Origin of the sequence: Noviherbaspirillum denitrificans (assembly GCF_002211445.1) — a bacterium.
Classification (GTDB): domain Bacteria; phylum Pseudomonadota; class Gammaproteobacteria; order Burkholderiales; family Burkholderiaceae_D; genus Noviherbaspirillum; species Noviherbaspirillum denitrificans.
Genome location: NZ_LSTO01000001.1, coordinates 3,961,743 through 3,977,323 on the forward strand (window position 1 = coordinate 3,961,743; position 15,581 = coordinate 3,977,323).

Here is a 15,581-nt window from a genome sequence, read left to right on the forward strand (position 1 = left end):
CTTGCTTATGCTGCCAGTTTCGAAATGTCCGCCACGCGGTTCATCATGCCGTGCAGGTCGGACAACAGGGCGAGGCGATTGTTGCGCAACTGCTCGTCCTCGGCCATCACCATCACGTCGTTGAAGAAGGCGTCCACGTTGTCGCGGATATGCGCCAGCGTCTTGAGCGTGCCGGTGAAGTCGCCGTTGGCGAAGGCCGCGTCGACCTTCGGCTGCAGCTCCGTCATCGCGGTGTAAAGGTTGGCCTCAGCCTGCTCCTTCAGCAATTCCTTGCTGACCGTGGCAGCACCCACTTCCGTCTTCTTCAGGATGTTGGTGATGCGCTTGTTGGCGGCGGCCAGCGACTCGGCTTCAGGCAAGTCGGCGAATGCCTTCACGGCGTCGAGGCGCTCGATGATGTTGTCGAGGCGGTCCGGGTTCTGTGCGACCACCGCTTCGATCGCGCCCTGCGCGTAACCACGGTCACGCAGCAGTCCGCGCAGGCGGTCGAGCATGAACTCGGTGACTTCGGCGGTCGAATCCTTGAAGTTGGCATTCCCGGCGAACAATTGCGCGGCGTCCTGCATGATCGCCTTGAGCGACAGCGGCAGGCGCTTCTCGACCAGCATGCGCAGCACGCCGAGTGCATGGCGGCGCAGCGCGAACGGATCCTTGTCGCCGGTCGGCTGCAGGCCGATGCCCCAGATGCCGACCAGGGTTTCGAGCTTGTCGGCGAGTGCGACGACGGTGCCGGTCTGCGTCTCCGGCAGCGCATCGCCGGCGAAGCGCGGCTGGTAGTGTTCGGACGCGGCGCGGGCCACTTCGTCATGCTCGCCGTCGTGGCGCGCATAGTAGGTGCCCATGATGCCCTGCAGTTCCGGGAATTCGCCGACCATGTCGGTCAGCAGGTCGGCCTTCGCCAGCAGCGCACCGCGCTCGGCGAGCGCGACGTCGGCATTCAGTGCCTGGGCGATCTTGCCGGCCAGCGCCTTCACGCGTTCGGTGCGTTGCGCCTGGGTGCCAAGCTTGTTGTGGTAGACCACGTTGGCGAGGTTGGGGATGCGGTCCGCGAGCTTCTTTTTCTTGTCCTGCTCGAAGAAGAACTTCGCGTCGGACAGGCGCGGACGCACCACGCGCTCGTTGCCGCCGATGATGTGCTGCGGGTCGGCGGTTTCCAGGTTGGAGACGATCAGGAAGCGCGAGCGCAGCTTGCCGTGGCTGTCGGTCAGCGCGAAGTATTTCTGGTTGGTTTGCATCGTGAGGATCAGGCATTCCTGCGGTACCGACAGGAAGGAGTCCTCGAACTTGCATTCATAGACGACCGGCCATTCGACCAGCGCGGTCACTTCGTCAAGCAGGCTTTCCGGCATCAGCGTCTTGTCGTGGCCAGCCTTCTCGAGCAGCGATGCGCGGATGCGTTCCTTGCGTGCCGTCACGGACGGAATGACCTTGCCTTGCACTTCCAGCGTCGTGGCGTAGCTCTCGGCATTCGTCACGGCGATGTCGCCGGCGGAGAGGAAACGGTGGCCCAGCGTGCTGCGGCCGGCGGCGAGGCCGAGCAGCGCGACCGGCACGACATCGGCGCCGTGCAGCGCGATCAGCTTATGCGCCGGACGCACGAATTGCACCGTGGAGCCGTCGGGACGCTGGTAGCTCATCACCTTCGGGATCGGCAGCTTGCCGACGGTGTCTTCGAGCGCGGCTTGCAGGCCTGTATTCAGGTTGGAGCCGGGCGCGGTGTAGGTGTAGAAGAAGCTTTCCGCCTTGCCGTCGGAGGCGCGCTCAAGGTCGGCCAGCTTCAGGTCGGGGAAGCCGAGCGCGGACAGTTTCTTGGCCAGCGGCGGGGTCGGGTTGCCTTCCTTGTCGAGGGCGACGGAAACCGGCAGCACCTTTTCGCGGATGGACTTGTCCGGCGACGTGGCGCGCACCTTGGTGATCGATACCGCAAGGCGGCGCGGTGTCGCGAAGGCGGTCGCGACGGAATCGGCTTCGACGAAATCGCGGGACTTCAGGCCGTTGAAGATGCCGGCGGCGAAGGCGTCACCCAGTTTGGCGAGCGCCTTCGGCGGGAGTTCTTCGGTGAGCAGTTCGACTAGCAGTGTTTGGGTCATGTTCTCTTGTCGTCATTCCCGCATGCGCGGGTGGAATGTTCTTAAGCAGCCTGGCGGGAATCGCCACACATCGGGAAGCCCAGCTTCTCGCGCGATTCGTAGTACGCCTGCGCCACCGCGCGCGACAGGTTCCGGATGCGGCCGATGTAGGCAGCGCGCTCGGTCACGGAAATCGCACCACGTGCATCGAGCAGGTTGAACGTATGCGCGGCCTTCAGGATCATTTCGTAGGCGGGCAGCGCGAGCGGCACCTCCATCAGGCGCTTGGCTTCCGATTCGTAGCTGGAGAACAGCGAGAACAGGAATTCCGTGTTCGAGTGTTCGAAGTTGAAGGTCGACTGCTCGACTTCATTCTGGTGGAACACGTCGCCGTAGGTCAGGCGCTTGGTCACGCCGTTCTCTTCCCACTCGGTCCAGACGAGGTCGTACACATTTTCCACGCCCTGCAGGTACATCGCGAGACGCTCGATGCCGTAGGTGATTTCGCCGAGCACCGGCTTGCAGTCGAGGCCGCCAACTTGCTGGAAGTAGGTGAACTGCGTCACTTCCATGCCGTTGAGCCACACTTCCCAGCCGAGGCCCCATGCGCCCAGCGTCGGGTTTTCCCAATCGTCCTCGACGAAGCGCACGTCGTTCTGCTTCAGGTCCAGGCCCAGCGCCTGCAACGAACCGAGGTAGAGGTCGAGGATGTTTTCCGGCGCCGGCTTGAGCACGACCTGGTACTGGTAGTAGTGCTGCATGCGGTTCGGATTCTCGCCATAGCGGCCGTCCTTCGGGCGGCGCGAGGGCTGCACATAGGCTGCACGCCAGGGCTCCGGGCCGATCGCGCGCAGGAAGGTCGCGGTATGCGAAGTGCCGGCGCCGACTTCCATGTCGTAGGGCTGGAGCAGGGCGCAGCCTTGCGCGTCCCAGTACTCTTGCAGCTTCAGGATGACTTGTTGAAATGTGAGCATCGTAAGGGTGCCTTCGCCGCCTGTCGGGCGGGATGAGGATGAATGACGGAAAATCGCGAAACCCTAAATTTTAGCGGGTTTCGAGGGGGTTAGGCTGATTCTTGCCCTTGGGGAAAGCCAAAAAACGGGCGGCCGCAAGCAGGAGGATGGCCATTGCGACAACGGGGATGTTGCCATACTGGCTATAGGGGGTGAGGCCGCCATAGCCCTGAACATTTGCAGCCAGCGTGCCGCGTTCGAAGGGGTGGAGTTGTCCGGTCACATCGCCTTTCGGGCCGATGACGGCGGTCATGCCCGTGTTGGTCGAGCGCAGCATCGGCCGGCCCGTTTCGATGGAACGCATCTGCGAAATCTGCAGGTGCTGCGGCAACGCAATGGAGTCACCGAACCAGGCGATGTTGGACACGTTCAGCAGGATGGTTGCCTGCGGCAGCTTGCCGTCGCGGCTCGCGCGCAACTGCGACGCGATTTCCTCGCCGAACAGGTCTTCGTAGCAGATGTTGGGGAGCACCCACTGTTCGCGCACCCTGAACGGCGCCTGCAGCAGCCCCGCGCTGTTGAAGTCGCCCAGCGGGATATGCATCATCTCCACGAACCAGCGAAAGCCGGGCGGGATGAACTCGCCGAAGGGCACCAGGTGGTGCTTGTCATAGCGATACAGGTTGCCGGCGCCGGGCGTCATGCCGAGCACGCTGTTGGAGTACTGGCGCGGCCCGTCACTGACCGGGATGCCGAGGATGAGATGGCTTTTCGACTTCGCAGAGAAGTCAGTCAGCAGGGAAAGGAAATCCGGAGGCAGTTGCGTCGACAGCAGCGGTATCGCGGTTTCCGGCGTCGCAATCAAGTCGGCCGGCTTTTCCACGATCATGTCGTGATAAAGGGATAAGGTCGCTTCGATCTGTCCAGGCTGGAACTTCATTTCCTGCGGGACATTGCCCTGCAGGAGGCGAACACTTACCGGGCTGCCGTTCGGCTGCGTCCATTCGATGCCGCGCAAACCGAGGCCTGCCGCAAGCAGGGCTGTCACGCCGGCAAGCGGGAGTTTTTTTCCGGGAAGAAGAGCGAAGCAGCCGGCAATCAGGGCTGAAACCAGCGCAATGCCGTAGACGCCGATCAGCGGCGCATAACCGGCCAGCGGGCTGCCAGTGTGCGCATAACCGGAGCTGACCCATGGGAAGCCGGTGAAGATCCAGCCGCGCGTCCATTCAATCAGCGCCCAGACTGACGGCATCACCAGCAGCAGGAAAGCGGTGGGGCCGAGCGACCAGCGTTTCTTCAGCCATGCCGCGGTACCGGTGCCGAGCGCCATGAAGACCGACAGGCTCGTGCCGAGCAGGATCACCGCCAGGATAGCCATCCAGCTTGGCAATCCGCCGTAGCGATGCATGCTGATGTACAGCCAGTGCACGCCGGCGATGAGCCATCCGGAACCATAGGCCCAGCCGAGCAGTGCGCCGTGCCTGAATCCGGCTTCGCGGTTCAGCAGCCAGAACATCAGCGCCAGCGTTGCGATCTGCACCGGCCACAGGCCGAATGGCGCGAACGCAAACACGGTGCTCGCGCCGGCAGCGAGAGCGAGGAGTACAGTCAGCGGCGATTGGGAGGTCGTCGGCAGGCGAAGCGTCACGAAGCGGCCGCCAGCGAAGGTTCTGGCAGTTTCTGCACCAGCAGCACATGCACCTGCCGCGCATCGGCGCGCAAAACTTCGAAGCGCACGTTGTTGATGTCGAACACGTCACCCTTGCGCGGCACGCGCCCGAGATGGTTGGCGACGAGGCCGCCGATGGTGTCGACATCTTCGTCGGAAAAGCCGGTGCCAAGTGCTTCGTTGAACTGTTCGATCTCGGTCAGCGCCTTGACGCGCCAGCGCAGGCCGCGCGCGCCGTCGTTGACCGGCAGGATGTTGTCTTCTTCCTCGTCGTAATCGTATTCATCCTCGATGTCGCCGACGATCTGTTCCAGCACATCCTCGATGGTGAGGAGGCCGGCGACGCCGCCGTACTCGTCGACCACGATAGCCATGTGGTTGCGGTTGGCGCGGAAATCGCGCAGCAGCACATTGAGCTGTTTGGATTCGGGAATGAACACGGCCGGGCGCAGCATGTCGCGCACCTCGAAGGATTCTTCCGCGTAGTAGCGCAGCAGGTCTTTCGCGAGCAGGATGCCGACCACCTTGTCGCGGTCGCCGTCCACCGCTGGAAAGCGGGAATGCGCGGTATGCAGCACCAGCGGCAGCCACTCCTCGATCGGCTTGTTGATGTCGATGACGTCCATCTGCGGACGCGGCACCATGATGTCCCGGGCCGACAGGTCGGATACCTGGAACACGCCCTCGATCATCGACAACGCATCGGCGTCGATCAGGTTGCGCTCATGCGCCTCCTGCAGGATCTGGAGGAGTTCGGCGCGATTTTCAGGCTCAGGGGAGATCAGTGCGGTCAGGCGCTCGAAGAGAGAACGCTGCGGCTTGGGGTCAAGGAATTTGGCCCCACTAGGGTGATCTTGCATATGGCGGGAAGCCGTTGTTGATGTGGGTATAAGCATACAACAAATGTGCCCTCGAACCCATAAATCGAGGGCAAGGGTTGCTCAAAGGTTAATTTTCTGCGTAGGGATTCGCTTCGCCCAGGCTTGCAAGAATTTCAACTTCCAGTGCCTCCATTTCAGCGGCTTCCTCGTCGGTCTCATGGTCGTACCCTTGGGCATGCAGCACGCCATGGACAACCAGGTGCGCAGTGTGCGCTTCCACCAATTTCTTTTGCTCATCCGCCTCGCGCTGCAGCACGTCGGTACAAAGGATGATGTCAGCCTGGGTGACTTCGCTGCCCTCGTCCTCGGTGTAGGCGAAGGTCAGTACGTTGGTGGCGTAATCCTTGCCGCGGTATTCGCGGTTCAGCGCCCGGCCTTCCTCGGCGTCGACGAAGCGGATCGTCAGTTCGGCCGGGAAGAACAGGGCCGCCTGTATCCACTGGCGCAGCTTGCTGCGGGTGATGGTTTCTTTCAGGCGGGGATCCGGGTACTGGACGGAGAGGGTAAGTTTATTTTTTTGCGGCATGTCGTACGGCGGCGCTCTTGGCGGATCCGGAGGCTTCATAGGCATCGACAATACGTGCGACCAGGGGATGGCGTACGACGTCGGCGCTGGTGAAATGGGTGAAGGCGATACCGCGCACATTGCGCAGGATCTGGACGGCATCGACCAGGCCGCTCTTCTGCGTGCGCTGCAGGTCGATCTGCGTCACGTCGCCGGTGACGACCGCCTTGCTGCCAAAGCCGATGCGAGTCAGGAACATCTTCATCTGTTCCGGTGTCGTGTTCTGCGCTTCGTCGAGGATGATGAACGAATGGTTCAGCGTGCGGCCGCGCATGTAGGCGAGCGGCGCGATTTCGATCACCTGTTTCTCGAACAGCTTCTGCACCTTGTCGAAGCCGAGCAGGTCGTAGAGCGCGTCGTACAGAGGGCGCAAGTAGGGATCAACCTTCTGTGTCAGGTCGCCAGGCAGGAAGCCGAGGCGTTCACCGGCTTCCACCGCGGGACGGGTCAGCACGATGCGCTTGACGGCGTCGCGTTCGAGCGCATCGACCGCGCAGGCGACCGCAAGGTAGGTCTTGCCGGTGCCGGCCGGGCCGACGCCGAAGGTGACGTCATGCTCGAGGATCGCCCTGATGTACTGGCTCTGGTGCGGCGTGCGGCCGCGCAGGTCGTGGCGCCGCGTCTTGAGGACGGGAATGGCTTCGTCGCCTTCTTCCTCTTTCGCGCCTTCTTCCTTTGCTTCGCCATTGGGCTGAGTCACTGCGCGCTGTTCCACCAGCGCCAGTTGGATGTCTTCGACGGAAATGGCCTTGTCCGCGATCTGGTAGAAGTTCTCCAGCAGATCCAGTGCGCGCTGGGAATTGGCGCCGTTCACGATGAACTTCTCGCCCCGGCGGAAGATGGTCACGTCGAGCGCGGCTGAGATTTGACGAAGGTTTTCATCCATCGGCCCGCACAGGTGCGCGAGCCGCTTGTTGTCCAGCGGGTCAGGGATGAAATAGTGCGGTTGTGCAGGAATTTTTGTTTTCAAAATGGGTGGCGAATGTCGCTGAGATTCACTGTTTGATCACAAGTTCTCCGCGCAGCGAATGCGGATACGCGTGGATGATGTTGACGTCGAGCATCTGGCCGATGAGGCGCGCGCCGTTCGGGCCGGCGTCGAAGTTCACGACGCGGTTGTTCTCGGTGCGCCCCTGGAATTCTTGCGGATTCTTGGTCGTCGGACCTTCGACGATGATGCGTTGCACGCTGCCGACCATGCTGTCGTTGATGCGGCGGACGTTCTCTTCGACCGCGGCCTGCAGGCGCAGCAGGCGCTTGAGCTTCACGTCATGCGGCGTGTCGTCGTGCAGGTTGGCCGCCGGCGTGCCGGGACGCGGGCTGAAGAGGAAACTGAAGCTGCGGTCGAAACCGACATCCTCGATGAACTTCATCATCGCCTCGAAATCCGCATCCGTCTCGCCGGGGAAGCCGACGATGAAGTCGCTCGACACCGTGATGTCCGGACGCACTTCGCGCACGCGGCGGATCACCGACTTGTACTCGAGCGTGGTGTAGCCGCGCTTCATCGCCATCAGGATGCGGTCGGAGCCGTGCTGCGCGGGCAAGTAGAGGTGGTTTGCCAGTTTCGGCACCTTGGCGTAGGTATCGATCAGGCGCTGCGTGAATTCCTTCGGGTGGCTGGTGACGAAGCGGATGCGCTCGATACCGGGAATCTCTGCGATGTACTCGATCAGCAGCGCGAAATCGGCAATCTCGCCATCGGCCATCGCGCCGCGGTACGCGTTCACGTTCTGGCCGAGCAGCGTGACTTCCTTGACGCCCTGTTCCGCAATCAGCGCGACTTCCGCCAGCACGTCGTCGAAGCGGCGCGACACTTCCTCGCCGCGGGTATAGGGCACCACGCAGTAGCTGCAATACTTGCTGCAGCCTTCCATGATCGACACGTTGGCGACGCCACCTTCCACCTTCGCAGGCGGCAGGTGGTCGAACTTCTCGATCTCCGGGAAGCTGATGTCGACCTGCGAACGGCCGGTCTGGCGGCGCATTTCGATCAGGTTCGGCAAGCGGTGCAGCGTTTGCGGGCCAAACACGACATCGACATAGGGTGCGCGCTTGATGATTGCATCGCCTTCTTGCGACGCGACGCAACCGCCGACGCCGATCACCAGGTCCGGCTTGGCCTGCTTCAGCTCGCGCAGGCGGCCCAGGTCTGAGAAGACCTTTTCCTGCGCCTTCTCACGCACTGAACAGGTATTGAGCAGGATGACGTCGGCATCTTCCGGCGTATCGGTTTTGACCAGGCCTTCGGAAATGTTCAGCACATCTGCCATCTTGTCCGAGTCGTACTCGTTCATCTGGCAGCCGAAGGTCTTGATGAATACTTTTTTCGGCATGACTATCGTTGCAATGGATTGATTTGCTTTGCCACCGGCTCGCGGGCTTCTTCCGGCGTCAGGATCCAGACACGGTCGATTTCACCGTGGCTGTCTTCCGTGTAGTTGACCACCAGGTCCGAGCCGCGCAGAGCGGCCGGCATCTCGATCAGGTTGCTCTCGTTCCAGATGCGCGCACCGGGTGCCAGCCGGCGCAGCGTGCCGTCAATGGTGATTTCCGGATACGCACCGGGCGCCAGTTTGCCGCGCTTGGTCGGCGCCGGGAACGGGCGCTCGAACGCCATCGCGGGAATGGCCAGTACAGCTGAAATGCAGATGGTGAGGAAGGGTCGACGCCACATCTCATACCCCGTTTCGTCGAAGCGCTGCGCGGCAGCGAACAAGATTGGAATCCGCCGGGACGCCAGGGCGCATCGGGGCGTGGGGATTATACCATCGCGCGTACTTCGCCCGAGGATGGGCGTGTTCCGTTTGACAACCGGAAAGGCTTTGCGGCATTTCGCCTTTTTCGGCGCGGAAAAACAAAATGGGTTACGAGTGAACTCGTAACCCATCGGTATCTGGTGGTGATAGGTGGACTTGAACCACCGACCCCAGCATTATGAGTGCTGTGCTCTAACCAGCTGAGCTATATCACCAAAAAAGAGCCCTCGATTATGGCGGCCTTCGTAACGCTTGTCAATATCAAGGTGCGTTGCCGCGAGAAAAAAGTTCAGCGCCTAGCTGAAAGCGCCCGTTCGACGAGCTTGAGCACCTGGCTTGCGGCATCCTCGGCAAGGCAATCCACGACAATCCGGTCCTGCATCGCGCGCAGCCAGGTCAGTTGCCTTTTCGCGAGCTGGCGGGTGGCGGCAATGCCTTTTTCTCGCATCGTTGCCTGGTTGACCTCGCCGTCCAGGAATTCCCAGGCTTGCCGGTAACCGACGCAACGCATGGAGGGCAGGCCGAGATGCAGGTCGCCGCGCGCTCGCAAGCTTGTCACTTCATCAATCAGTCCGCCGCCGGCCAGCATGGCGTCGAAGCGGGCAGCGATGCGCGCATGCAGCACACTGCGGTCCGACGGCTCCATCGACAGTGGCAGCAGGTCAAAAGGCAGCGGCTCCTTCGTTGCGCCGGACAGCAGTTCCGACATCGGGCGGCCGGTCAGTTCGTGGATTTCCAGCGCACGCTGGATGCGCTGCGAATCGTTTGGCTTCAGGCGCGCGGCAGTTTCGGGGTCGATCGTCGCCAGGCGCGCATGCAGGGCCGGGACGCCGTAGGTAGCAGCTTCAGCATCAAGCCGTGCGCGGATGTCCGGATCGGCTTCGGGCAATTCGTCGAGCCCGTCGCGCAATGCCTTGAAATACAGCATCGTCCCGCCGACCAGCAGTGGCAACCGTCCGCGCCGCACGATTTCGTCCACCAGCCGCAGCGCATCCTGCCGGAACTGCATCGCTGAATACGCGTCGAGCGGGTCGATGATGTCGATCAGGTGATGTGGCGCGGCGGCGCGCTCCTCCGCCGTCGGCTTGGCGGTGCCGATATCCATGCCGCGGTAGACGAGCGCGGAGTCGACCGAAATGATTTCGGATGGGATGTGCCGGGCCACTTCCAGGGCGGCAGCGGTCTTGCCCGACGCGGTCGGGCCCATGATCGCCACGGCGAGTGGCTTTGCCGTCATGTTCACCGCCTTATTGCCCGCGCAGGAACAGCTTGTCGAGGTCGGACAGTGCCAGCTGTACCCAGGTCGGACGGCCGTGGTTGCACTGGTCGGCGCGCTCGGTCGCTTCCATCTGGCGCAGCAGCGCGTTCATTTCCGGCAAGGTCAGCGACCGGTTGGCGCGCACGGCGGTATGGCAGGCCAGTGTGCCCAGCATTTCATTGCGGCGTTCCACCAGCACGCGTGAGCCGCCGAATTCGCGCAGGTCGCGCAGCACGTCGCGCGCCAGGCTCTGTGCATCGGCATTCTTCAGCAGGGCGGGGATGGCGCGCACTGCCAGCGTGGTGGGGGAGAGCGCATTAATGTCGAACCCGAGCGACTTCAGTGCTGCCTGGCTTTCTTCCGCGGTGCCGACTTCGACCGGGTCGGCGAAGAAGGTGACCGGTATCAGCAGCGGTTGCACTTGCAGTGCATCGGCATCGAGCGCGTTCTTCAGCTGTTCGTACAGGATGCGTTCGTGCGCGGCATGCATGTCCACCAGCACCAGGCCCTTCCTGTTCTGCGCGAGCACGTAGATGCCATGCAGCTGCGCGAGGGCGAAGCCGAGGGGAAATTCGTCGTCCGGTAGCGATTGCGGCGTCACCTGTGCAGCAAGCGGGGCCTGCGCGGCCGGCATATCCGGGGCCGGCGATGCGGTGAACAGTGCGCCGTAATCCGCCGTCGTTTGCGCTACGCCCATGCCTGACGAGAACTGCATGCCAAACGAAGTCTGCCGCTGTTCGCGAATCCACGGCAGGGCGGCCGACGAGGAGACTACCGGCGCCGGCGCTTCATCACTCGAGGTAGGTGCCGTTTGCGCCAGCGTCCGGCTGATTGCATGAAAGACAAACTGGTGTACGGCGCGGCTGTCGCGAAAGCGTACCTCGATCTTGGAAGGGTGGACGTTGACATCCACCAGCGCGGGATCGAGGTCGAGGCCGAGCACATACGATGGATAGCGATCCCCGTGCAGCACATCCTGGTACGCGGCGCGAACCGCATGCGTGAGAAGCTTGTCGCGAACGAAGCGGCCGTTGACATAAAAGTATTGTGAATCGGCCCGTGCGCGCGCTGCCGTGGGCAGCCCGACGAAGCCGTGCAGGCGCAAGGGTCCAGCGGATTCGTCCAGGTGCAGCCGCGCGCCTGCGAATTCGGTGCCGAGGATGAGCGCACTGCGCTTTTCCACTTCGCTGACGTTCCAATGGTCGACAGTCTTGCTGTTATGCGACAGCGAAAAGGCAACGTCCGGGCGCGATAGCGCGATGCGCCGCACGACCTCCGCGCAATGGCCGAATTCAGTCTGTTCCGATTTGAGGAACTTGCGCCGCGCAGGCGTGTTGAAATACAGGTCCCGCACATCGATCGTCGTGCCGAGCGAGCCAGAAGACGGTACCACTTGCGCAGCATGGCTTCCCGAAATCTCCCATGCGTGTCGCTCCTGTGCGGTGCGCGATGTCAGGGTCAGCTGGGCCACCGATGCAATCGATGCAAGCGCCTCGCCGCGAAAGCCGAGCGTGCTGACATTTTCCAGGTCGTCGAGCGAGGCGATCTTGGAGGTCGCATGGCGGGCCAGCGCCAGCGGCATCTGGTCCGGTGGAATTCCGCGTCCATTGTCGGTAATGGCAATGCGTTTGACGCCGCCTTCCTCGAGCCGGATCGTGACCTGCGTCGCACCTGCGTCCAGCGCATTTTCCAGCAGTTCCTTGACGACAGCCGAAGGGCGATCGACGACTTCGCCGGCGGCGATCTGGGAAATCAGGTGGTCGGGAAGCGCCTGGATCGGGCGGGGCGGAATATGCGGTGCGTTCATGCGGGAATTATAACGCCCGGCCGTGCGCCGCCCTGACTGGTAAATGTTTGTTCCATCTCTTAATCCACGGAAAAACGGTGGTGTATGATTCGCCCGTCTGTCACCGGAGCACGTATGGATTTCCTGCAATTCTTCGACATGATCCTGCATGTCGACAAATACCTCGGCACCTTCATCGCGGATTACGGAACGATGGTGTACGCGGTGTTGTTCGCAATCGTGTTTTGCGAAACAGGCCTGGTCGTGCTGCCGTTCTTGCCAGGGGATTCATTGCTGTTCATCGCCGGCGCATTCTGTGCAACCGGCGCCATGAATGAATGGCTGCTGATGACTTTGCTCGTCATCGCCGCCGTGACCGGCAATACAGTCAATTACTGGGTCGGACGCGCGATCGGGCAGAAGGTGTTCACGCACGATTACCGCTGGCTGGACAAGGATGCACTGCGCAAGACGCATGCGTTCTACGAGAACCACGGCGGCAAGACGATCATCCTCGCGCGTTTCGTGCCGGTCGTGCGCACCTTCGCACCTTTCGTCGCTGGCGTGTCTGCAATGACCTTTGCGAAATTCCAGTTTTACAACATCATTGGCGCGCTGGCCTGGGTGGTCGGACTAGTCGTCGCCGGTTACTTCTTCGGCAACATTCCTTTCATTCGCAACCACCTGAACACGATCGTCCTGGTCGGCGTGGGTGCGGCCGTGATCCCGGTCGCGCTTGGCGGCATGTGGAAGGTGTATCAGAAGCTGGCGGGAAGCCGGCGCTAGTCCGGCCTCCTGCAGTATCAGGCAGCGACGCTGTCGATCAGGCCCATTTCAGAACTCGACATCAGCTTGTCGATGTCCACCAGGATCAGCATGCGCTGGTCGACGGTGCCCAGGCCGATCAAGTAGTCGGTATTGAGCGCCGTGCCCATTTCCGGAGCCGGCTTGACCTGGTCGGGCGTCAGCGTGATCACGTCGGACACGCTGTCGACTACCATGCCGACGACACGGCCGTTGATGTTCAGGATGATAACGACCGTAAATTGGTCGTAGGTGGGCGTGCCAAGATGGAACTTGATGCGCATGTCGACGATCGGCACGATGATGCCGCGCAGGTTCACCACACCCTTGATGAAGTCCGGCGCATTCGCAATCCGCGTCGGCTCTTCATATCCACGCAGTTCCTGGACCTTGAGAATATGAATGCCGTACTCTTCCTTGCCCAGCGTGAAGGCGAGGAACTCGCGTGCTGCGATATCGTCAGCGGTTTCCGTGACCGTGGCGGCGGTTGTCTGCGTCATGATCCTTGTCCTTTTCAACTGGCCGCCGGATGAGGCACGAGCGATGGCGGCAAAGAAAAAATTTCTTCAACGCAATCAAGGGTAGCAGACTATTCCGCAGTTTGCGACGCTGCACTGCAGTAAAACCACACAGCGCCCGTCAAAACTCTTCCCAGTCGTCGCTTTGCGGGCTCGACTTGAGGGTGGGGGGCATCGCCGCACGCGGGCGCGGCACGCGGGCGGGTGCGGTCGGAGCAGCCTTCGGTTTGGCCGCAATTACGGGCTTCTGCGCAGGTGCCCGGACTGCGGGAGCGGTCACCCTTGGCGCCATCGCGCTATCGTTGAGCTTGAATACACTCACGACTGTCGACAGGTTGCCCGCCTGCTCCTGCAGGGAGCCGGCCGCCGCAGCCGCCTGCTCCACTAGCGCCGCATTCTGCTGGGTGACGTTATCCATCTGGATGATTGCCTGATTGATCTGTTCAATGCCCGCGGTTTGTTCGTTGCTGGCCGCGGCGATCTCGCTGATGATGTCGGTCACGCGGCGAACGCTGGAAACCACTTCATCCATGGTGGTGCCTGCCTGGTCGACCAGTTTGGCGCCAACGCCGACCTTCTCGACCGAGTCGCTGATCAGGGCCTTGATTTCCTTCGCTGCAGCGGCGGAGCGCTGGGCCAGGTTGCGCACTTCCGATGCGACAACCGCAAAACCGCGGCCTTGCTCGCCGGCGCGTGCTGCCTCGACCGCGGCGTTCAATGCCAGGATGTTGGTCTGGAAGGCAATGCCGTCGATGACGCCGATGATATCGACGATCTTCTTTGCCGATTCATTGATCGAACCCATGGTCTGTACAACTTCGGATACGACCGCGCCTCCTTTGACCGCTACTTCGGATGCAGTCGTCGCCAGCTTGTTGGCCTGGGCGGCGTTGTCGGCGTTGTGCTTGACGGTGGAGGTAAGTTCTTCCATCGAGGACGCTGTCATCTGCAGTGAACTAGCCTGGTCCTCGGTGCGGGAGGACAGGTCCATGTTGCCGTGCGCGATTTCACTGGAGGCCGTGGTGATGGTATCGGTGCCCGCGCGGACTTCGCCGACGATGCGGACGAGGCTTTCGTTCATGTCGCGCAAGGCAGCCAGCAGCTGGCCGGTTTCATCCTTTGATTCAACCATTACGCGCGTCGTCAGGTCGCCGTCGGCGACGCGGCGGGCGACATGCACGGCATCCTGCAGCGGCACGATGATGCTGCGGGTGACGTACCAGGCAATGAAGGCGCCGATGGCAAGCGCCGCTGCAGCGAGCGCGATAGTGAGCAGACGGGCGTTGGTGTAGATGTCGTCCGCTTCGCCCGATGTAGCCATGGCCAGCTTTTGCTGCTGCGAGATCATCTCGTCGATGGCTTCCAGCCAGGTACGCTGATGGGGAACCACGCTGCTGAGGAGGACGGGAATCACGTCGCCCTGTTTTTTTGCAAGGGTGATCGCCTTGTCGACGCCCGGCGCCGTCGCGGCACGGGCGGTTTCGATCTTGGCAAGTGCTGCTTTGGCGGTCGCGTCGGTGATCAGCTTGGAAAGCGCCGCGGCGCTTTCCTGGTATTCGGTGTTGGCGGCGCTGATATGCTTGATTTCGGCATTGACTTCATCTTCATTGGTCATCACCGACACGTTGCGGACTGCCACAGCGACGAGCATCACGGACTGGCGCATGTCGTTCAATTCCTTGATGACGACATTGTTCTCGTTGATGATCTTTTCCAGGCTGAGATGAATGGTCGACATGCGGGAAAGGCTGGCGGCTGCCAGGACGACCAGGAGCACGAGCACCAGCCCGAAGCCGAAGCCGAGGCGCGCGCCGATATTCATATTGCGAATTTTCATGTGTCCCCCCCGTTTAACGGGAATATGCAGCGAATGCTTGTGGAATGTGTTATTGACAATGCCCGAGGTCATGGCTGCGATGTCTCGTACTCTCACGGTACGTCCAGACATGCCGCCTATATTAAAACGTAGATCTTGGGCAGGATCACCTTGGTATTTCTACGTACCTAAATGTGAAGGTGATGTCGGCGAAACGCAACGGGCCGGTGCGAACAGCGCTCAAGTCATGCGATTCTTGGCCAGGGGAGGATTTTTTGCGAAGTACTTCCTGATGCCCTTGAGGACCGCGTCGGCCATCTGGTCCTGGTAGGCGTCGTCGGTCAGCTTGGCCTCTTCTTCCGGATTGGAGATGAATGCCGTTTCGATCAGGATGCTCGGTATGTCCGGCGCCTTGAGGACGGCAAACCCGGCCTGTTCGACCCCGTTCTTGTGGAGGCGGTTGATCCCGCCAATCTCGTTGAGGACGGCTTTGCCAACCTTCA

The 15,581-nt window shown here is 61.7% G+C and carries 14 protein-coding genes and 1 tRNA gene; 1 reads left to right on the forward strand and 14 read right to left on the reverse strand.

The annotated features are described in order from the left end of the window. Positions 1 to 5: 5 nt before the first annotated feature. From glyS to mutL, 11 genes are all read right to left on the reverse strand, one after another. Positions 6 to 2,090 carry a glycine--tRNA ligase subunit beta gene (glyS, locus tag AYR66_RS19210; protein ID WP_088708834.1) on the reverse strand — a complete coding sequence of 695 codons (2,085 nt, stop codon included), beginning with the start codon at positions 2,088 to 2,090 and terminating at the stop codon, positions 6 to 8. 41 nt (positions 2,091 to 2,131) lie between these two features. Then, positions 2,132 to 3,043: a glycine--tRNA ligase subunit alpha gene (glyQ, locus tag AYR66_RS19215; protein ID WP_088708835.1), complete on the reverse strand. Its 912-nt coding sequence runs from the start codon at positions 3,041 to 3,043 to the stop codon at positions 2,132 to 2,134. 70 nt (positions 3,044 to 3,113) lie between these two features. Beyond that, positions 3,114 to 4,670: an apolipoprotein N-acyltransferase gene (gene lnt, locus AYR66_RS19220; protein ID WP_234814946.1), complete on the reverse strand. Its 1,557-nt coding sequence runs from the start codon at positions 4,668 to 4,670 to the stop codon at positions 3,114 to 3,116. Next, the gene (locus AYR66_RS19225) at positions 4,667 to 5,551 is read right to left on the reverse strand and encodes an HlyC/CorC family transporter (RefSeq protein WP_088708836.1); all 885 of its coding nucleotides are present in this window, start codon (positions 5,549 to 5,551) and stop codon (positions 4,667 to 4,669) included. Before AYR66_RS19225 ends, lnt begins: the two co-directional genes overlap by 4 nt. A gap of 88 nt (positions 5,552 to 5,639) precedes the next feature. After that, a complete protein-coding gene (gene ybeY / locus AYR66_RS19230) occupies positions 5,640 to 6,098 on the reverse strand; it encodes an rRNA maturation RNase YbeY (protein ID WP_088708837.1) in 459 nt (152 codons plus the stop codon). Beyond that, a complete protein-coding gene (locus AYR66_RS19235) occupies positions 6,082 to 7,107 on the reverse strand; it encodes a PhoH family protein (RefSeq protein ID WP_088708838.1) in 1,026 nt (341 codons plus the stop codon). The genes ybeY and AYR66_RS19235 overlap by 17 nt, the downstream gene beginning before the upstream one ends. 25 nt (positions 7,108 to 7,132) lie before the next feature. Then, on the reverse strand, positions 7,133 to 8,473 hold the full coding sequence (gene miaB / locus AYR66_RS19240; protein ID WP_088708839.1) for a tRNA (N6-isopentenyl adenosine(37)-C2)-methylthiotransferase MiaB: 1,341 nt from the start codon (positions 8,471 to 8,473) through the stop codon (positions 7,133 to 7,135). Positions 8,474 to 8,475: 2 nt separating this feature from the next. Next, positions 8,476 to 8,856: a hypothetical protein gene (locus AYR66_RS19245; RefSeq protein WP_234814947.1), complete on the reverse strand. Its 381-nt coding sequence runs from the start codon at positions 8,854 to 8,856 to the stop codon at positions 8,476 to 8,478. Positions 8,857 to 9,034: 178 nt separating this feature from the next. Then, positions 9,035 to 9,111 (reverse strand) — tRNA-Met (locus tag AYR66_RS19250). A 74-nt stretch (positions 9,112 to 9,185) separates the two neighbouring features. Further along, entirely contained in the window at positions 9,186 to 10,133 is a 948-nt protein-coding gene (miaA, locus tag AYR66_RS19255) for a tRNA (adenosine(37)-N6)-dimethylallyltransferase MiaA (protein WP_170942209.1), read from the reverse strand. 10 nt (positions 10,134 to 10,143) lie between these two features. Beyond that, on the reverse strand, positions 10,144 to 11,961 hold the full coding sequence (gene mutL, locus AYR66_RS19260) for a DNA mismatch repair endonuclease MutL (RefSeq protein ID WP_088708841.1): 1,818 nt from the start codon (positions 11,959 to 11,961) through the stop codon (positions 10,144 to 10,146). Between the two features lie 114 nt (positions 11,962 to 12,075). On the opposite strand from mutL, the gene AYR66_RS19265 reads away from it, so the two are divergent. Beyond that, a complete protein-coding gene (locus AYR66_RS19265; protein WP_088708842.1) occupies positions 12,076 to 12,726 on the forward strand; it encodes a VTT domain-containing protein in 651 nt (216 codons plus the stop codon). Between the two features lie 17 nt (positions 12,727 to 12,743). On the opposite strand, the gene AYR66_RS19270 is transcribed toward AYR66_RS19265, so the two are convergent. The 3 genes from AYR66_RS19270 to AYR66_RS29690 form a co-directional block, all read right to left on the reverse strand. After that, entirely contained in the window at positions 12,744 to 13,244 is a 501-nt protein-coding gene (locus AYR66_RS19270; protein WP_088708843.1) for a chemotaxis protein CheW, read from the reverse strand. 139 nt (positions 13,245 to 13,383) lie between these two features. Beyond that, positions 13,384 to 15,099, reverse strand: a complete 1,716-nt coding sequence (locus AYR66_RS19275; RefSeq protein ID WP_206047225.1) for a methyl-accepting chemotaxis protein — start codon at positions 15,097 to 15,099, stop codon at positions 13,384 to 13,386. A gap of 219 nt (positions 15,100 to 15,318) precedes the next feature. Continuing rightward, a partial coding sequence (locus tag AYR66_RS29690) for an N-acetylmuramoyl-L-alanine amidase family protein (RefSeq protein ID WP_206047298.1) occupies positions 15,319 to 15,581 on the reverse strand: 263 nt, incomplete at its 5' end.